General features: G+C 70.4%; 19 protein-coding genes and 2 pseudogenes. 7 read left to right on the top strand and 14 right to left on the bottom strand.

The annotated features are described in order from the left end of the window. Nucleotides 1-189: 189 nt before the first annotated feature. Entirely contained in the window at nt 190-1,026 is an 837-nt protein-coding gene (locus ACIQK6_RS10095; protein ID WP_402694644.1) for a class II glutamine amidotransferase, read from the top strand. A gap of 43 nt (nt 1,027-1,069) precedes the next feature. On the opposite strand, the gene ACIQK6_RS10090 is transcribed toward ACIQK6_RS10095, so the two are convergent. Further along, entirely contained in the window at nt 1,070-1,597 is a 528-nt protein-coding gene (locus ACIQK6_RS10090; RefSeq protein ID WP_402694643.1) for a hypothetical protein, read from the bottom strand. Nucleotides 1,598-1,821: 224 nt separating this feature from the next. Between ACIQK6_RS10090 and ACIQK6_RS10085 the strand changes: the two are divergent. Then, nucleotides 1,822-2,694: pseudogene (locus ACIQK6_RS10085) on the top strand (ATP phosphoribosyltransferase regulatory subunit); the annotation flags it as partial. 142 nt (nt 2,695-2,836) lie between these two features. Next, the gene (locus ACIQK6_RS10080; RefSeq protein WP_402694679.1) at nt 2,837-3,181 is read left to right on the top strand and encodes a His/Gly/Thr/Pro-type tRNA ligase C-terminal domain-containing protein; all 345 of its coding nucleotides are present in this window, start codon (nt 2,837-2,839) and stop codon (nt 3,179-3,181) included. Between the two features lie 72 nt (nt 3,182-3,253). Here ACIQK6_RS10080 and ACIQK6_RS10075 read toward each other — a convergent pair whose 3' ends face one another. Beyond that, nucleotides 3,254-4,204, bottom strand: a complete 951-nt coding sequence (locus ACIQK6_RS10075) for a hypothetical protein (protein ID WP_402694642.1) — start codon at nt 4,202-4,204, stop codon at nt 3,254-3,256. After that, complete coding sequence (locus tag ACIQK6_RS10070; protein WP_329098323.1) at nt 4,201-4,539, bottom strand: helix-turn-helix transcriptional regulator; 339 nt, start codon at nt 4,537-4,539, stop codon at nt 4,201-4,203. The genes ACIQK6_RS10075 and ACIQK6_RS10070 overlap by 4 nt, the downstream gene beginning before the upstream one ends. A 182-nt stretch (nt 4,540-4,721) precedes the next feature. Between ACIQK6_RS10070 and ACIQK6_RS10065 the strand changes: the two genes are divergently transcribed. Beyond that, entirely contained in the window at nt 4,722-5,537 is an 816-nt protein-coding gene (locus ACIQK6_RS10065; RefSeq protein ID WP_329098321.1) for a serine protease, read from the top strand. Between the two features lie 130 nt (nt 5,538-5,667). Continuing rightward, nucleotides 5,668-5,769: pseudogene (locus ACIQK6_RS10060) on the top strand (transposase); the annotation flags it as partial. A 49-nt stretch (nt 5,770-5,818) separates the two neighbouring features. On the opposite strand, the gene ACIQK6_RS10055 reads toward ACIQK6_RS10060, so the two are convergent. The 10 genes from ACIQK6_RS10055 to ACIQK6_RS10010 all read right to left on the bottom strand — a co-directional run bounded on the left by ACIQK6_RS10055 (nt 5,819) and on the right by ACIQK6_RS10010 (nt 13,541). After that, nucleotides 5,819-6,538: a hypothetical protein gene (locus tag ACIQK6_RS10055; RefSeq protein WP_402694641.1), complete on the bottom strand. Its 720-nt coding sequence runs from the start codon at nt 6,536-6,538 to the stop codon at nt 5,819-5,821. Between the two features lie 13 nt (nt 6,539-6,551). Continuing rightward, nucleotides 6,552-7,226 (bottom strand): pentapeptide repeat-containing protein, encoded by a 675-nt coding sequence (locus ACIQK6_RS10050; RefSeq protein ID WP_329098316.1) that lies wholly within the window; start codon nt 7,224-7,226, stop codon nt 6,552-6,554. Nucleotides 7,227-7,293: 67 nt separating this feature from the next. Beyond that, nucleotides 7,294-7,545 carry a multiple cyclophane-containing RiPP AmcA gene (gene amcA, locus ACIQK6_RS10045; RefSeq protein WP_329098315.1) on the bottom strand — a complete coding sequence of 84 codons (252 nt, stop codon included), beginning with the start codon at nt 7,543-7,545 and terminating at the stop codon, nt 7,294-7,296. Continuing rightward, nucleotides 7,523-8,596, bottom strand: a complete 1,074-nt coding sequence (gene amcB / locus ACIQK6_RS10040; RefSeq protein WP_329098314.1) for a cyclophane-forming radical SAM peptide maturase AmcB — start codon at nt 8,594-8,596, stop codon at nt 7,523-7,525. Before amcB ends, amcA begins: the two co-directional genes overlap by 23 nt. Before the next feature lie 128 nt (nt 8,597-8,724). Then, entirely contained in the window at nt 8,725-8,892 is a 168-nt protein-coding gene (locus ACIQK6_RS10035; protein ID WP_329098312.1) for a hypothetical protein, read from the bottom strand. Next, nucleotides 8,889-9,095 (bottom strand): hypothetical protein, encoded by a 207-nt coding sequence (locus ACIQK6_RS10030; protein ID WP_329098310.1) that lies wholly within the window; start codon nt 9,093-9,095, stop codon nt 8,889-8,891. The genes ACIQK6_RS10035 and ACIQK6_RS10030 overlap by 4 nt, the downstream gene beginning before the upstream one ends. Beyond that, entirely contained in the window at nt 9,092-9,490 is a 399-nt protein-coding gene (locus ACIQK6_RS10025) for a hypothetical protein (RefSeq protein WP_329098308.1), read from the bottom strand. The genes ACIQK6_RS10030 and ACIQK6_RS10025 overlap by 4 nt, the downstream gene beginning before the upstream one ends. A 58-nt stretch (nt 9,491-9,548) precedes the next feature. Next, complete coding sequence (locus ACIQK6_RS10020) at nt 9,549-10,784, bottom strand: helix-turn-helix transcriptional regulator (protein WP_329098306.1); 1,236 nt, start codon at nt 10,782-10,784, stop codon at nt 9,549-9,551. 671 nt (nt 10,785-11,455) lie between these two features. Further along, nucleotides 11,456-12,985 carry a UDP-N-acetylglucosamine 1-carboxyvinyltransferase gene (locus ACIQK6_RS10015; protein WP_329098304.1) on the bottom strand — a complete coding sequence of 510 codons (1,530 nt, stop codon included), beginning with the start codon at nt 12,983-12,985 and terminating at the stop codon, nt 11,456-11,458. 70 nt (nt 12,986-13,055) lie between these two features. Then, nucleotides 13,056-13,541 carry a MarR family transcriptional regulator gene (locus tag ACIQK6_RS10010; protein WP_329098303.1) on the bottom strand — a complete coding sequence of 162 codons (486 nt, stop codon included), beginning with the start codon at nt 13,539-13,541 and terminating at the stop codon, nt 13,056-13,058. 96 nt (nt 13,542-13,637) lie between these two features. Between ACIQK6_RS10010 and ACIQK6_RS10005 the strand changes: the two genes are divergently transcribed. Next, nucleotides 13,638-14,522, top strand: a complete 885-nt coding sequence (locus ACIQK6_RS10005) for a haloalkane dehalogenase (protein ID WP_329098302.1) — start codon at nt 13,638-13,640, stop codon at nt 14,520-14,522. Between the two features lie 40 nt (nt 14,523-14,562). On the opposite strand, the gene ACIQK6_RS10000 is transcribed toward ACIQK6_RS10005, so the two are convergent. Beyond that, nucleotides 14,563-16,482, bottom strand: a complete 1,920-nt coding sequence (locus ACIQK6_RS10000; RefSeq protein WP_402694640.1) for an amidohydrolase — start codon at nt 16,480-16,482, stop codon at nt 14,563-14,565. Between the two features lie 92 nt (nt 16,483-16,574). Here ACIQK6_RS10000 and ACIQK6_RS09995 point away from each other — a divergent pair, with 92 nt between their 5' ends. Next, nucleotides 16,575-17,672: a LacI family DNA-binding transcriptional regulator gene (locus tag ACIQK6_RS09995; RefSeq protein ID WP_402694639.1), complete on the top strand. Its 1,098-nt coding sequence runs from the start codon at nt 16,575-16,577 to the stop codon at nt 17,670-17,672. Nucleotides 17,673-17,699: the final 27 nt, after the last annotated feature.

Below are 17,699 nucleotides of genomic sequence, written 5' to 3'. Positions count from 1 at the left end.
CCCTCGTCCTACGGACGCCCGATTCTGCCGCGCGAGCGCCCGCCTGGCCAGGACCGCGTCCCATCGAGCCGCAGAGTGGCCTGATGACCACCTTGCCGCTGGTGGCCCGGCCCGTTCCGCGTGGCGGTCAGCAGGGGGCGCGGCCACAATGGAGGGGTTATCTGCGTTGCACCCCCGAGGTGATGGCTCATGTGCCGATGGCTCGCGTATTCGGGAACACCCCTGCTGCTCGAAACCATCCTCTACAAACCGGCCCACTCGCTGATCGACCAGAGCCTGCACTCCAGGCTGGGTGTGGAGACGACGAACGGCGACGGCTTCGGCGTCGGGTGGTACACGCAGGAGGCCACCGCCACCCCGGCGACCTTCAGGGACATCGGGCCCGCCTGGAACAACCGCAACCTGCGGGAGATCGCGGACCACGTCCGCTCCCCGCTGTTCTTCGCCCACATCCGGGCATCGACCGGCACGGCGGTGCAGCAGACGAACTGTCACCCGTTCCGGCACGGCCGCTGGCTGTTCATGCACAACGGTGCCATCACCGAGTTCCACCGGATGCGGCGGGACCTCACCCTGCTCGTCGACCCGGCGCTGTACCCCGACGTCGAGGGGACGACGGACTCCGAGGTGATGTTCCACCTGACGCTCACCTTCGGCCTGGAGACGGACCCGCCGGGCGCAGTGGCCAAGATGGCGGGCGTCGTGGAGCGCGTCGGCCGCGAGCACGGTGTGGAGTACCCGCTCCAAATGACCCTCGCCATCAGCGACGGCGAACGCCTCTGGGCCTTCCGCTACTCCAGCCAGGGCAAGTCGAGGACGCTGTTCTACAGCAGCCGGGTGGACGCGTTGCGCAGGCTCCACCCCGACATGGAGTTCCTCCAGGAGGTCTCCGACGAAACCCGCCTGGTCGTCTCCGAACCCCTCGGCGACCTCCCCGGCGCCTGGAACGAAGTTCCGGAGAGCACCTTCGGCATCGTCGAACCGGGGAAGGACTCCCTCCACCCCTTCACCCCCCAGGCGGCGTAGGGCCCGTCGGCGGGCCCCACGACGGTCGACCGTGGGCGGGCGGTCAGTAGCCCCAGCGCTGACCCACGCTGTCGTCCTTCCGGCAGTGGATCGTGCGCCCGCCCGCGTCCCGCCCGGACGTGCCGACGTCGGCCTTCCGGCATATCTGACCCGCCTTGTAGCAGTTGCCGGCGTTGGAGCGGGGATAGCAGTCGGTGCTCGCCTTGGTGGGCTCCGGCGCGGGTGCCTGGGTGCGGGCACGGGTGGGAGCCGGCGGGGCGGGGGCGGCCTTGGTGGGTGCCGGTGCCGGCGCCTGGGTGGTGGGCTCGGCGACCGGTGCCGCGGTGGTCGGCGCCGCCGTAGTGGGGTCGGCGCTCGGGGTTGCGCTGGCGCTCGGACTCGGGCTGGTCTGCGCCACGGAGGGGCTGGCGCTCGCGCTCGCACTGGCGGTGACGGTGGCGCTGGTGCTCGGCGTGGTGGCCGGTGCGGCCGGGTCGCAGGCGGCGAGGGACAGAACGGCGGCGATGACGATGAGGGTGCCTCTGTAGCGCTTCTTCGCCGTCATCGACGTGGTGCGGGGCGAAATGGCCATCGGTAACTCCTGGGTAGCGAGTGCTCGTTGAACGGCGTTCAAGATACCCAGAAAGTTGAATTCGATACCAGTATTGACGAGGGGTGAGATGGAGGCGAGTGGTTTCGGCACATCGGTGTCCGTCGCGCCGCTTCAAGTCGGTTGCTGCCGCGCGGGACTCTGTAAGACGCTGGCCACCGGCGTTCGCGCGAGGCCGCGGATGCGTACCCGCCGGCGCGACTCGGATGTCGAACGCCTCGGAGCGAAGAGAGAGAATGCCGCCGATGACCGAGTCCCCGCTGGTCCGCCCCGTTCCCGTCAGCGGATTTCCCGAATGGCTACCTGAAATCCGCAGGGTCGAGCAGCAGTGGCTCGACCTCATTCGGTCGGGCTTCGAGAAGTATGGATTTTGCTCGATCGAGACGCCGTCGGTGGAGCCCCTTTCCGTACTCACCGCCAAGGGCGAAACGTCCAACGAGGTGTATGCACTGAGAAGGTTGCAGGAAGATGCCGATGACGCCAGTGATTCCCGGATCGGCCTGCACTTCGATCTGACCGTGCCGTTCGCGCGCTACACGGCGCAGCACTTTAACGAGCTCGTGTTCCCGTTCAAGCGCTATCAGATGCAGCGAGTATGGCGCGGCGAGCGGGCTCAGGACGGGCGATTCCGTGAATTCACCCAATGTGACATCGACGTGATCAACGTCGACCACCTGCCGCTGCGCTTCGACGCCGAGCTGCCGCGCTTGATCCACGAGGTCATGACCGGCCTGAACCTGCCCGCCTGGACGATCAACGTCAACAACCGCAAGGTCCTCCAGGGCTTCTACGAGGGACTCGGCATCGATGACTCCTTGGCCGTGATTCGTGCGGTCGACAAGCTGGACAAGGTCGGCCCCGAGGGCGTCGCGAAGATCCTCTCCGGTGAAGTCGGCCTGTCCGCGCCGACCGTCGACTCCTGCCTCGCGCTCGCTCGGACGCGCGGCACCGGCTCGGCCGTCGTGGACGACATCAAGGGCCTGGGCGTGACGTCCGAGTTGCTCACCGAGGGCCTGGGCGAGCTGAGCCACGTACTGGATTCCCTCGACGACCTGCCGGCCGGCAGCGTCGTCGCCGACCTCTCGATCGCTCGACTACTACACGGGAACGGTCTACGAGGGGAAGTTCGTCGACTGGCCCGACTACGGCAGCATTTGCTCCGGCGGGCGCTACGAGAACCTGACCGGATCCTTCATCCGGCGCAGCCTTCCGGGCGTGGGCATGTCGATCGGACTGACGCGCATCTTCGCCAAGCTACTGGCGGAGGGGCTCCTGGAGACCGGCGCGAAGTGCCCCACCGACGTCCTCGTGGTCGTCCCGCGGGCCGATCGCTGGAAGGAGGCCGAGACCACGGCCGCGCGCCTGCGCGGGCGGGGGATGAACGTCGAGCTCTACCACCAGGCCGACAAGGTGGCCAAGCAGGTCCGCTACGCATCCCGGAAGGGCATCCCGTTCGTCTGGTTCCCGCCCTTCGAGGAGGGGGCGGCGCACGAGGTGAAGGATCTGGCAACGGGCGAGCAGACGGCGTCCGACCCCACGAACTGGACTCCGACTCCGACTCCGTGACGGCCGCGGCGGCGAGCAGGCTCATCGCCGCGACCGGATCCTCGCAAGGGGAGTGGTCCACGTTCACGCTGTTCAGGCGGCGCTGGTCCGCCTGCGTTGCGCGGTGACGGCCAGCAACGGGATCGGCGTGATCAGGCAGAGCAGTACGACCTGGCTGGGCAGGGAGTCCATGAGGTACGGCTGCGTCAAGATCGCCGTGGTGCGCACGATCGAGAACGCGGCGACGGGGACGAGCCACCGGTGGTCGCCGGTGGCCGCCGTGACGCCCCACGCAGCGATCAACGCGGCGATCTCGATGGCGAACTGGCCGCGCTGGAACCACGGATCACCCGAGGTGAGGTGCAGGGAGCCCGCCACGAACAGGGCACCCGCCAGCGGGACGAGCCAGTCGTAGGAGCGGCGGCGCAACCGGCCCGGCCGGCCGGCCGCCAGTACGGCGCACGTCAGGAGCAGGAGGCCCGAGAGGACCAGGTCGTGGGCCCGCAGCGGAGCGCCCAGCCCGTAGTAGCCGATGCCCACTACTCCCTCGTCACCGAAGAGCGTCGTGCCGGCGAGCCCGGACCCGACACAGAACATCGCGGCCGAGGCCGGCAATGCGATCCAGGCCTTCCCGCGCAGCAGCGCGATCAGACTGACGAGGGGGAGCAGGCCGTAGGGCAGGAGCCTCGTGCGGGTGTCGGGACCCTGCGTCCAGGGGAACCAGCCCGGGTGCTCGAAACCGGTGGTGTGGCCGCCGGGCTCGATGCGCAGGGCCCAGTGCCATACGTCCTGCAGGTACGGCACCAGCGCCAGGGCGGCCAGGGCGAGGGCGGCCAGGTGGAAGCCGTCGAGCCACCACGGCCGCGCCGGGTCCTCGGACACGGCGCGGGCACGGGCCCTTACCCCACCGCGCGCCAGAGCGAGGACCTCCCGCGGCGGTGGCCAGGAGCGGCCCGGGTACGCCTCGTCCAGGCAGTCGAGGATCTCCTTCCCCTGCTGGGCGCGGTACTGCTTGGGGTAGGCGGCGAGCAGTACACGGTTCATGCCTGGACCGCCTTGAGGGAGTGGCGTCCGATGACGACCGCCGCCGCTTTCTGCATGCGCAGGGCCTCCTGGCGGAGCGTGCGCCCGCCGTCGTCGGTGAGCCGGTAGTAGCGCCGTGCCCGCCCGTCCACGATCTCCTCGTGGTCGGCCGCGACCCACCCGGAGCGTTCCATCCGTTCCAGTGCGCCGTAGAGGGTGCCGACGGCGAGGGTGAGCCGTCCGTCCGTGACCCGCTCGGCGGCCTTGATGATGCCGTAGCCGTGCAGGGGGCCCTCCTGGAGGGCCGCCAGGATGAAGTACTGCGATTCCGTCAGCGACGGCGATCGTTTCGTCATGTTGCCGAGCATATATCGCCTGCCGATATATATGTGACGGAGGGTCGGCTCCGGGCCGGGCCGGGGCGGACGGCGGGGACCGGGGGACATCCCCACCGTGATCGGGCCCGCTACCCGGATGGTCGGGCGGATCGAGGACGAACAGGGTGGATGCGTCCGGATCGACGACTGGAGGACCCTGGATGCTCAGCTTGAAGTCCCTGCGCCGCGGCGCGGCGCGCACGGCCGCCGTCGGCGCGCTCGCCGTCGCGGTGTGCGCCACCGCGATGACCGGCAGCGCCGGCGCGATCGTCAACGGGACCGATCCCACGGAGCGTTACCCGTTCATGGCGACGATCCCGGAATCGGCGCCCGAGCTCGGTCTGTACGACGGCACGTGCGGGGCGTCGCTGGTCGATCCGCAGTGGGTGCTGACGGCGGCCCACTGCGTGCAGGGCGACGGCCTCGAACTGGAGGGAACCGTCCGGATCGGCAGCGAGCGCCGGAAGTCCGGGGGAACCGTCCGCGCCATCGAGCGGACCGTCGTCCACCCCGGCTACGCGAACGGTGACGGGAAGGCCGCCAACCGGGACGACCTCGCGCTGGTGCGCCTGGACCGGCCGGTCACCCAGAAGCCCGTCCGGATCGCGGAGCGGGCCGGGCGGCCCGGCACCCCGACCCGGATCCTGGGGTTCGGCACCACCGTCGACACCGAACTGAAGTTCGCTGAGCGGCTGCAGGAGCTCGCGACGCGCAGGGGCGCCGACGCCGAGTGCGCCCCCGGCTATGCGGACCGGACCCGGCTGTGCACGATCAGCCGCGTGCCCGGCGCCATGGCGTGCTTCGGGGACTCCGGCGGGCCACAACTGCGCGAGGGCCGGCACGGGCGGTGGGAACTCATCGGGGTCACCTCGGGCCCGGGCGCCCCGGGCCTCGCGTGCTCGGCCGGGCCGGGCCTCTACACCGACGTGCCGGCCTACGCGGACTGGATCCGGAACACCATCGGGCGCAACGCCTGATCCCTGACGGACTCCCACCCGCAACGGCATGGCCGAGGGCGTGCCCGCGTACGTCGTACGAGATCACGAAGGCGCCCGTGGCCGTGATCCGCGAGACCTGCGACGGCCGGTCCGGCCGTGGGGCCGTCTCCTCAAGGACGGCAATGTCTCGGCGTGTGTGTCACGGCAGTACACGGGCACGGCGGGCAAGGTCACCAACTGCCAGGTGGGAGTTTCGCTGCACCTGGCCTCGAATCATGCTGCCCACTTCGAGGGCCGCACCTGGAACGGGTAGCAAGTGGTCAGACCAGGGACGGCAGGATGCCGCGGGGCCACTGCCCGAGCCAGAACGCGGCGGCCGACGGTTCGTCCTGGCCTTCGGTGGAGCCGTCGTGCAGGAGGTACTCGGTGGGGGCCATGTAGCCCTCTCCGGGGGAGAGGCGTATTCGGATGATGCGGATGGGGCGACCGCTGGCCACGTATTCGCGGTAATCCTGGGTGTGGGGGTAGCGGTGGGCGTGCTCGTCGGGGTGGACGGCCCGGCAGACCGCTTGAGCGTCGATGGCGCCGAGGATGATGTACCGGTTTCCGGGGCCGAGGTTGAGGCAGATCCGGCGGCGTCCGGTGTGTTTGTCGGCGTACGGGAGCTTGTCCCAGTTGTCGAGGTGCAGCCCGAGCAGGCGGCCGTCCTGGTAGTTGTCGGTGGTCGTGGTCATGTGGGGCTTGGCGAGGGCCTGCCCGAGGTACACCGCGTCCGGGTCGCCCAAGGGGCGCGTGAGGTTTTCGAGCGGTTGCCCTTCCGAATAGGGCGGCCGGACGATTTCCACGAGCGTGCTGTCCAGCGGCCTGCGCGGCGCCGTGACGGCCTTGACGTCTGCTTCGGTCATGGGACGCCACTGCCCGGCGGGGACGACCGAACCGGGCTCGTAGGCCGTCTCTTCGGGGCGGGTGGTCCGGACGGTGGCGACCTCGCAGCGGGCGCGGAGCGCGGACGGGTCGCCGTAGGCGATGTGTAGGGGCACGGGGTCCTCCTGGTCAGTCGTCCCCGATGGTGATGTCGAGTTCGTTCACGAGGGCCTCGGCGAGGTCGGTCTGCTGCCCGGGGGCGATGTGCACCTTGGCGAGGTTCGCGACGCCGCGAATTGCCGACAGATCGTTCTCGCGAAGGTCGGTGCTGCGGTAGCGGCCGGCGCCGAACTCGGTCAGTCGGAGAATGCAGTCGGTGAATACGGCGCCGGACAGGTCGCAGTCGGTGAACGTGGCCTCGGTGAGGACGCAGCCGATGAAGGCGACGGGTCCGGTGACGCGGACCTTCTCGAAGGTGGCGAAGTCGAACTTGCAGCCCTCGAACAGCACGTCGTCGAGCACCAGGGCGTCCAGGGCAGCGCCCATCAGCTTGCAGTCCCGGACGTGGACCCGGGTCAGCTTGCTCTCGGTCCAGCGGGCAGAGCCGAGGTCGCTTCCGGTGATCTCCACGCCGTGCAGGTTGACCCCCACGAACTCGACCCGCTTCGCGTGGATGCCCGCGATACGGCCGGTGATGAGTTGGGTGTCCGCGAGGTCGAGTGAGCGCAGGTCGGCGTCACCGTACGCGAAGTCTTGGACGGTTCCGCGGGTGCTGTCGAGGGTGTCGACGTTGCTCAGGTAGAGGCCGGGCTCGTCCAGCTCGGGCAGGGTGACGGTGACGTGGCCGAACGTGCGGGTGGCCATGGTGCTCCTTGTCGTCGGGGTGGGGCGGCCCCGCGTTCTTGCAGGACCGCCCCCGGTTCGGTGTGCGCTACTTGTTCTTCCAGTTGTCCCAGGTGGGCCGGTTGTCGAACGTCGCGGTGGGGTTGTCCCACGTGGGCCGGTTGTCGAACGCGGCGAGCGGCTGGGTGCTGTACGTGACTTGGTTGTCGAACTCGTGGTTGCTCCAGTCGTCGTCCCAGCGGGCGACAGCCGTGGAGCCAGCGGCCTCCAGGAGGGACTCGAATCCCTCCGCCGAGTCCATCACGAGCGTGGTGGCGTCAGTGGGCGTGTGCGCGAGCATGTTGTGTCACTCCTTCGAGTAGGGCGATCTTGGCGGTGGCGCAGTACCGGGTCCTGGTGCCGTCGAACCGGCCGTCGTGCTCGAAGTACCGGTTCGCGGCGTGGGCGCCCCCGCAGAATGCGAAGGCGGGGCAGGTGGCGCGGCATGCGTCCACGCCCTGCCAGAACTCGGGGATCCAGGGGGTGCGCTGCTCGGCTTCAGCTACGAGGACGTCCAAGCCGTCCCTTAGCACGTTGCCGGTGGTGAAGTCACCGAACCGGGCGTCGGTGAATCCGGCCAGTTCGGGGGAGAGCATGACCACTCCGCCGTCGTAGGCGATGGTGGGCATCGGGTCCCACGGAGCGGTGGCGGGGCCGGGTGCGATGTCGTGTCCGACGAGGACGGCGCCGGCGAAGTTGATGACGCGCTGGATCTCCCGGAGCCGGGTGACGGGGTTGGCCCTCCAGGCGTCGGCGAGGGCGGTCCAGAACTCCGCCGTGCGGACAGGATCGGTTTCCTTGGCCACGCGGTTGACCCCCTCCTGCTCTTCGACGTTGACGCCGAGGGTGGTCACGCCCAGCTCGGCGAAGAAGTCGTAGAAGCGGGCCGCGTTCTCGGGCGCCGGGTCGGATACGACGGCGATGGCGGAGAACGGGATGCCGTGACGGCGCAGGCGCTCGATGCCTCGCACGGTCACATGGAATCCGGGGTGGCCGGCGAGCGTCACCCGGTGGGTGTTCATGTCCTCGGGGCCGTCGACGCTTACTCCGACGTGCATCTCGTGTTCCAGCAGGAATTCGCACCAGGCGTCGTCCACGAGGGCCGCGTTCGTCTGCACGGAGTGCTTCACGCCCTTGAAGGGCGCCATGAGGGCGGCCAGATGCTCGCGGCCCGTTGCGAGGGGTTCCCCGCCGTGCCAGACGACCTCGAACGCCGGGTCGTCGGCGGCCCACGGGTTGACGGACGCGGCCACGGCCTCGGTGACGTCCACCGCCATGAGGTGCTTCATCTTCCGGAACGGCAGGTAGCAGTACGTGCAGTCCATGGGGAGGCATTGCGTGGTCGGCTGCATGATTACGGAGCGGGGCCTGGCCGCGAGTCGTAAGGCGCGGTGCATCGTGCTCCTCTCGATCGGTTCGAGTGGTGCGCCCGCCCCGAGCGGTGGCGCTGTAGGAGGTGCGGGGCGGGCGATCAGGGGGTCTACGTGGGCGGTTCGATGTCCGGCGCGGTGGTCGGAAGGGGCGCGTTCGCCTGGACCAGGTCGAGGGCGTGGCCGCTGAGGACCACGGCGGGACCGGTAAGGCCGAGTGCGAGGAGCGCCCCGATCATGCCCCAGCCGGGTTCGGGTAAGTGGCTGCGGTCGGTCATCGGGGGGCCGCCTCGCGCAGGGCCTGGTGGTCGGGGACGATCCACTCCCGGCCGCCGCCCTCGGGGCGCAAGAACACCACTTCGGGGACGATCCGTCGGGTGGCGGGGTCCTCCCACTCGCCGATGAACTGGATGACCCCCTCACGGTCTTCGGGGTCCAGGACGCGGGCGCCCTCGTGAATCCAGCCGGGCAGCCTGTTCATGCCGCACCGTCCGCGCCGGTGTCCCGCAGGAATTGCTGCATGCCGCGCTCGGCACGGGCGCGCAGGGGTGGGCTGGGGTCGGGGGTGCCGAACGGACCTTCCCCGGGGGCGTACTCGGGCTGCTGCACCGTGCTGCCCGGGGTCCGGCTGGGGAGCGGGGGCGCGCCCTTCGGGGGCATGAGGGTGTCGAAGCGGGCGTTCCAGCCCTCCTCGCCTCCGCCCTCGGGGCACAGGCGGTAGACCGTGGTGCCGGTGTCCCCGGGGACGTCGATGACCACGCCCGTGCGGGAGGTGGCGGTGTCGTATGCGAGGTCGCCGCGCAGGGGCCAGTGGGGGTCGGGATCGTCCGCCTGCAGTCGTACGCGGTCATGATCAGTGCGACGCGTAGAGGTCATGTAGCGGAACGTATGCGCTCCGCTACGCACGAATATGAATCCGCGGAATACGTACAGATCAGTCGAGCGAAAAACGTCCGGTCATGCCGCGCAGGCGCTGCCGGGTGGCGACCCGCTCGGCGTAAACGATCTTCCGCAGCGTGGCGCGTGCGACGGGGTGATTACGGACGAGTTGCGGGGCGATGCGCTCGGCGGTCTCCAGCTCGGTCAGAGCCTGGTCGCGGTTGCCGTCCCACAGCCATGCGCGGGCGAGATCCATGTGGTGGTGCCCGAGACGGGAGTTCGGCAGGACCGCGATGTGCGCCGGGTTCGCCTCGCGGTTGAGCCGGAGCGCCTTCGTCTGGTCGCTCATCTCCAGGGCGGCGCTGACGGAGTGGATGATGACGTTGCCGAGGCTGAACGTGACCGAGTGCCGGTCATGGATCTCGGGTCCCACGTAGGCGTTGACCCGCTCACCTGCGGTACGGGCCAGGGCGAGGCGCTCGTCCGAACCGGCTGCGTTCCCACTCCGGGCGCACGAGATCGCGGCCCTCAGGTGCAGGGCGCCCCACATGCGCAGGGCCAACGGATCGCCGATCTCATACTCGGCTTCGATGCTGGCGAGGGCCTTGTCCCCCAGGGCGAGCGCGTCGTCCCAGTCGGCGGAGGCCCACGTGTCCCACATCCGCATCCACAGCGCCATCGCGGGCATCACCGGGTCGCCGGAAAGCTGTGCCGACCATGTTGCGCGCTCGCAGGCCATGGCGACCAGCTCGGGATGTCCGAGGGCGTGGGCGGCGGTGTGTGCGAACTTGCAGGCCACTGCGTAGATCGCGTACGCCTCTTCGCGTTCGTGGCCGGTGGACACCTCGGCGAGGGCGCGGGCCTCGCGCAGCATGTCCGGCAGCTCGCTCAACACGGCACCGTTGGCAGCGGCGTCGCGCAGGCGCAGCAGGCGCTTCATCTCATGCCACAGCACTCTGGAGGGGCGCGGGGTGCCGTCGAAGACCGGCGCCAGGTCGTAGCGGCGCAGCTCTCGCAAGATGGAGGCCGCAGACACCTGCCACTTGGTCTCGGCGCCACCTCCTGTGTACGGCCGGTCGATCAGAGTGTTCGGGTGGCAGTGCAGGGCGGCGGCCACGGCGTTGATCAGCCCGGCCCGGTCCAGTTCGATCCGACCCTTCTCCAGCTTGGACACCCAGCCCTGCGTTCGGCCCAAGGCGGCGGAGAGGTCGGCCTGGGTCATGCCCACGGAGAGCCGCTGGCGCCTGACCCGCTGCCCGATCCGCTCTTGCTCCTCGATGTACCCGCTCACGCCTACCACCCCGATCTGCGACGGCTTCTGACGGGACGGTACCGCCGGGGAGCGGCTGGTGACGGCCCTTGGTCAAGGGATCTCAGAAAGCGGAAGGCCCCGTGGAACCGGAGGGTTCACGTATGCCCGTGGCTCTCGAAGGCCGGCGTTCGTACCCTCGCGAGATGGCCATGGACCAGACGTGCCTGAAGCTGGGCTGCGACCGTCCCTGGATGCTCGGGCCTTTGCGTTGTCGCGGCCTTGGGCGTCGTGCTACTGGTGTTTGACACTGGGCTGGCCGAGGGTAGGTGTAGGCATCGCGCAGCAACTCGGTTGCGCGCCCCAATTGGTGGGATGCCCGTGCGGCCACGCAGGCGAACGTAAGACACGCGACGAGTGACCGCCAAACACCCTGTTGGATCCCAGGCCGTAGCTCTGGCTTGGACTTTTGGTGGCAAAAGGCATGAAGCAACTGAGACCCTGTCACCCTCCGTAAGGGGTGACAGGGTTCGGATCGACACTCGAGGGCTGATGGAGTGTCAGCTAGCCGCCTGTTCGTTGCCCAGTTCTTGCGCAAGGTGACGGAAAGCGCCGGAAGATGTCGAGAGGTGCCGAAAGGTGTTTTCGCAGGTCAAGGGCTAGTTTCCAAGCCTCCAGGCTATGCCCTGATTGATCCCCACGTGTCCGGCTTCCTAGATGTCCCGGAAGATCTCGATCTGGGCGCCCACCGAGTTGAGGCGCTCGGCCAGTTCCTCGTAGCCGCGGTTGATCACGTAGACGTTGCGCAGCACCGAGGTGCCCTCGGCCGCCATCATCGCCAGGAGGACGACCACCGCGGGGCGCAGGGCCGGCGGGCACATCATTTCCGCCGCGCGCCAGCGCGTGGGGCCCTCGACCAGGACGCGGTGGGGGTCGAGGAGTTGGAGGCGGCCGCCGAGGCGGTTCAGGTCCGTCAGGTAGATGGCCCGGTTGTCGTACACCCAGTCGTGGATCAGGGTCTGGCCCTGCGCCACGGCGGCGATGGCCGCGAAGAAGGGGACGTTGTCGATGTTCAGCCCGGGGAACGGCATGGGGTGGATCTTGTCGATCGGGGCTTCGAGCTTCGAGGGGCGGACCGTGAGGTCGACCAGGCGGGTGCGGCCGTTGTCCGCGGTGTACTCCGCCGAGCGGTCGTGGTCCAGGCCCATCTCTTCCAGGACCGCGAGCTCGATCTCCATGAACTCGATCGGCACCCGGCGGATGGTGAGTTCCGACTCCGTGACGACCGCGGCGGCGAGCAGGCTCATCGCCTCGACCGGGTCCTCGGAGGGGGAGTAGTCCACGTCCACGTCGATGCTCGGGACGCCGTGGACGGTGAGCGTGGTGGTGCCGATGCCGTCGACCCGGACGCCCAGGGCCTCCAGGAAGAAGCACAGGTCCTGGACCATGTAGTTGGAGGAGGCGTTGCGGATGACGGTCACGCCATCGTGCCGGGCCGCGGCCAGCAGCGCGTTCTCGGTGACGGTGTCCCCGCGCTCGGTCAGCACGATCGGGCGGTCCGGGGAGATCCCGGGGACGACCTTCGCGTGGTAGATGCCCTCGGTCGCGGTGATGTCCAGGCCGAACCGGCGCAGGGCGATCATGTGCGGCTCGATGGTGCGGGTTCCGAGGTCGCAGCCGCCCGCGTAGGGGAGCCGGAAGGTCTCCATCCGGTGCAGCAGCGGGCCCAGGAACATGATGATGGACCGGGTCCGGCGGGCCGCGTCCGCGTCCATGGCCTCCATGTCGAGGCGGGCCGGCGGGATCAGCTCCAGGTCCACGCCGTCGTTGATCCAGCGGGTGCGCACGCCGATGGAGTTCAGGACCTCCAGCAGGCGGTAGACCTCCTCGATGCGGGCCACCCGCCGCAGCACCGTGCGGCCCTTGTTGAGCAGCGACGCGCAGAGCAGGGCGACGCAGGCGTTCTTGCTCGTCTTGACGTCGATGGCGCCGGAAAGGCGGCGGCCGCCCACCACGCGCAGGTGCATCGGGCCGGCGTAACCCAGGGAGACGATCTCGCTGTCGAGCGCTTCGCCGATTCGGGCGATCATCTCAAGGCTGATGTTCTGGTTGCCGCGCTCGATCCGGTTCACTGCGCTCTGGCTGGTGCCGAGGGCGTCGGCGAGCTGACTCTGTGTCCAGCCCCGGTGCTGCCGGGCGTCACGGATGAGCTTGCCGATGCGTACGAGGTAGTCGTCTGCCATGGGGGCACGCTATCTCAGATATGAGATGACCCTTGCGTTGGGTGCGGCAAATGGGTGAATTGAGTGGAAGTTACCGGCCATCAGATCCCATGACGGGGTCTCCGTACGCGTGATGGTCGACGATGCGGCCCAGTAGGCGGGTGAGCTGCTCGCGCTCCTCGATTGACAGCGGGGCCAGTAGTTCCTCCTGGGCCGCGGCGAGGATCCGTTCCAGTGTGCGCAGGTGTCGCCGACCGGGCGGTGTGAGGGTGATGACGTTGCGCCTGCGGTCCTCGGGGTCGGGGGTGCGCTCCACCAGTTCGCGCGCGGCGAGTTCGTTGATGACGGCGACCAGGTCGCTGCGGTGGATGCCGGTGCGGGCGCTGAGGGCGGCTTGGCTCGCCGGGCCTGACTCTTCGAGGGCGACCAGGGCCGCGTAGTGCCATTTGCGGGCATCTGCCCCACTTAGCCCCTCGGTCACGAGTCGCTGCGCGTGGGTGGACGCCTGTCCCAGCAGTCGGCTGGGTAGTTCGCGCAGTCGTGCGGGGACGAGGGGTCCGTTCTCTTCCGTGGTCATGGGGTGATGCTACCCGTTGCGTTAGTGACACTAACGATATAGCTTCGTTTGTGTTGCAAACGTTAGTCAGGCCAACGATTACGGAAGGGGCCTTCCATGCCCACGATCGACGTACTCGACTCGACGATGTACTACGAGGACCTCGGTGACGCCGGCGCGCGCTCCGGCGGCGTCCCCTTCGTGTTCCTGCACGGCAACCCGACCTCCTCCCACCTCTGGCGGGGCGTCCTGCCCCGGATCGGGGGCGGGGTCCGGGTCCTGGCCCCGGACCTCATCGGGATGGGCCGCTCCGGAAAGCCGGGCGGGGAGTACCGCTTCGAGGACCACGCCCGCTACCTGGACGCGTGGTTCGACGCCCTCGGGCTCCACGAGGTGGTGATGGTCGGTCAGGACTGGGGCGGGGCGCTCGCCTTCGACCGGGCCGCCCGTCACCCCGACCGGGTCCGCGGCATCGCCTTCATGGAGACGATCGTGCGGCCGCTGAGCTGGGCGCAGTACCCGCCCGCCGCGCGAGCCCGGTTCGAGGCGATCCGCACCCCGGGCGTGGGGGAGGAGATGGTCCTGGACCGGAACGTCTTCATCGAGGACAGCATCCGGCAGACGGTGCTGAACCCGATGGGCGAGGCGGACCGCGCCGTCTACGCCGCCCCCTACCCGACCCGCGGGAGCCGGCTGCCCATGCTGCGGTGGGCCCGCTCGCTGCCGATCGACGGCGATCCGGCCGATGTGCACGCCGTCGTCGAGAGGTACGACGCCTGGCTGGCCGACAGCCCGGACGTGCCCAAGCTGCTGCTCACCTTCGACGGCTCACCGGCCCTGATGGTCGGCCCCGAGACGGTCGCCTGGTGCGAGGAGAACGTTTCGGCGCTGGAGAGCGAGTACTGCGGCCCGGCCGCCCACCTCTGCCCCGAGGACCGGCCCGAGGAGATCGCCGCGGCACTCAACTCCTGGGCGGCCCGCCACGGCCTCGCGGTGGGCTGAGCCAGGCGGGGCGCCCCATCGGCGCCCCGCCGGCCCCCGCTCAGTGCTTGCAGGCGTGGTGGCGCCCCCCGGCGTGCACCGTCGCGTACGAGGCCGGGCGCGGGCCCGAGGCGGCGCCCGCAACCCGCGCCGAGGCCGCCCTGCCCGACGCCGAATCCGCGTCGTGCACCACGCGGCCGCCGACCAGGGTCATCCGTACCCCCGTCCCGCTGATGTCGGCCACCGGGCAGCGCGTCACGTCCCGGTCCAGCACCACCAGGTCCGCCGCCCGGCCCGGCTCCACCGTGCCCGTCAGCTCCTCCTGGCGCAGCTGCCACGCCGTCCCCGACGTGTGCATCCGCAGGACCGCGTCCCGGCCGAGCCCCTCCAGTTCGCGGTAGAGCGGGCCCGCCCCGAAGGCGCCCTGGCGGTCGATCGCCGTCCGCAGCTGGTTCCACACCTGGAGGGCGTCCACCGGCCAGTCGGAGCCGCCCGACAGCCGCGCCCCCGCCTGCTCCAGGCTCCGCGCCGGGTACATCCACCGGTGCCGCTCGGGTCCGATGTAGGGCAGGAGCGCCTCCATCGTCCAGGTGTCCTTCGCCGCCCACTGGAGCTGCATGCACGCCGTGACCCCCAGCTGCGCGAAGCGCCGCAGGTCCGCCGGGTCCACGAGCTGCAGGTGTGCCACGGCGTTGCGGGCGTCCCGCAGGCCCGTCACCCGCTTGGCGTACGCGTACCCGTCCAGGGCCGTGCGCACCGCACGGTCGCCGAGGCCGTGGGCGTGCATCTGCCAGCCCGCCCGGTTGAAGGCGGCGCTGAGCCGGCCGTAGTCCGCCGCCGAGGTGTAGAGCTCGCCCCGGTTGCCGGTCGGCCGGCCCTGTCCGTCGAGATAGGGCTTCAGCAGCGCGGCGGTCTGCGCCGGGTACTCGATGACCCCGTCCAGGAACACCTTGACCATCCCGAACCGCAGCCCCCGTACACCGGCGAACTCCCGCCGCAGGCCCTGCGCGTACGCCAGCGATCCCGCCGGGTCCTTGGTCTGCTCCGCCTCCAGCCGGATCGCCGGGACGATCCGCTGCGGCAGCTTCCCCGCCGCCGACAGGGCCTGGTACAGCTCCAGTTCGTGCCGTCCCACCAGGGCGTCCATCATCGTCGTGACCCCGGACGCGGCCGCCAGCTCCAGCACCTTGGCGCACGCCGCGACCAGGTCGGCCCGGGTGGGCTCGGGGACGTGCCGCCGCACCAGGCCCTGGGCGTCGTCCTTCAGGACGCCCGTCGGTCGCCCGTCCGCGCCCTTGACCACCTTGCCGCCGACCGGGTCGGGCGTGGCCGCCGTGATCCCGGCGATGTCCAGGGCCCGCTGGTTGGCCCACAGGTTGTGCCCGTCACCGCCGACCAGGGCGATCGGCCGCCGGGTCGGGAGCGCGTCCAGCATCGTGTGGTGGGGGTTGGTGCCCACGGGGAGCAGCCCGACCGGGTTCCAGTCCTCGACCACCAGCCAGCGGTCGGGCTCCGCGCCCGCGCCGCCCGTGTCGGCCAGGAAGCCGGTCAGGATCTCCTGGAGCTCGGCCAAGGTGGTCTCCGCGCCCTCCAGCGAGGGGGACAGCGAACGCTCGCCCGCGCCGAGCGGGTGGACGTGGCCGTCGTGGATGCCGCTCATGACCGTGTTGCCCCGGGCGTCGACGACCTCGGTGTCCCGGCCCACGTACCGGCGCAGCGCCGCGTTCGTGCCGGTGGCCCAGATCTTGCCGTCCCGGCCGACCGCGACGGCCTCGACGGGCGCCCGGCCGCCGGTCCCGGTGAACACCGAGGCGTGGTGGACCACCAGGGCCGCCGAACCGCGCCCGGGGGAGGGAGCGGCCGAGGGCGCCGGGGAGGCCGCGGCCGGAGCGGCCCCCAGCAGGCCCGTGGCCCCGGCGACCCCGGTGATCCCCGCGGCGGCGAGGAGTCCCCGGCGGGAAAGGTGCGAAGAAGACGTCATGCCCACTCCAAACGTTGGTGTGGCCAGGACACTGTTTGATTAACCGCTTAACCAGAAGCCGCCTCCGGCGACGAAATCCGTACGATGGCCGCGTGCCAGAGCACCCACCCGCGCCGGGACCGACGCCGGGACCGACGCCAGGACCGACCCTCGCCGACATCGCGCGCGCCGCAGAGGTCTCCACCGCGACCGTCTCGCACGCGCTCAACGGCACCGGCCGCCTCGGCGAGTCCACCCGGCGACGGGTCCGCGAGGTGGCGGGCGCGCTCGGCTACGGAGCCCGCCGCGGTCCGCGCACCCGCACCCTCGGGGTCGCGGTGACCACGTACGCGGGGGACGCCTGGGACTTCGTGCGGATCGCCTACTTCTCCCGCTGGCTCACCGCGGCGACCTCGGCCGCGCACGCGCACGGGTACGCCCTGACCACCCTGCCCGCCGACCGGGGGGCCGAGCCGCTGTGGCACACCCTCGCCGTGGACGGGATGCTGCTGCTCGACAGCCCGGCCGGCGACCCGGTGCTGCGGGCCCTGCGGGCGCGGGGTCTGCCGGTGGTCTTCGACGGGCGGCCGCCCGACCCCTGGCCGGGGGACGTGTGGGTGGACAACGACCACACCGCCACCACCCGGGAGGTGCTCGACCATCTCGCGGGGTCCGGGGCCCGGCGGATCGCACTGCACTCGGGCTACGGCCGGGAGTTCTACACCGGGGCCGTCACCTCGACCTACGAACAATGGTGCGCGGAGCGGGGCCTGGCTCCCCTCCTGATCCCCTTCGACCCGGACGACGCCGCGGGGCACGCCTTCGACTCCGCCTTCGCCGGGCCGGACCGCCCCGACGCCGTCTACTGCGTGTACGACCCGGGGGGCCGGCAGGTGCTGGCCGCCGCAGCGCGCCACGGCCTGCGCACACCCGGTGCGGCCGGCGCGCCCGGCAATCCCGGCATACCGGGATTCCCCGGCAACCCGGGGCACGACGGGCTGCTGCTCGTCTGCGCCAGCGAGGATCCGGCGTACGCCGAGACCGAACCCGCCGTGACCACCGTCACCCTCGATCCCGAGCGGATCGCCGCTTCGGCGGTGTCTGTCCTGGTCAACCTGATCGAATCCGGGCATGCGGAATCGCCTGGTCAGCTGACGGTCCCGGCAGGACTGCGGGTGCGCGCCTCGTCCCTCCCCCCGGACATGTACTAGAGTTATCTCGACATCGAGATATCTGCC

Origin of the sequence: Streptomyces sp. NPDC091682 (assembly GCF_044756625.1) — a bacterium.
Lineage (GTDB): Bacteria > Actinomycetota > Actinomycetes > Streptomycetales > Streptomycetaceae > Streptomyces.
The sequence above is the reverse complement of the archived record's forward strand: the minus strand, read 5'-3'. Positions and strand labels throughout refer to the sequence as shown.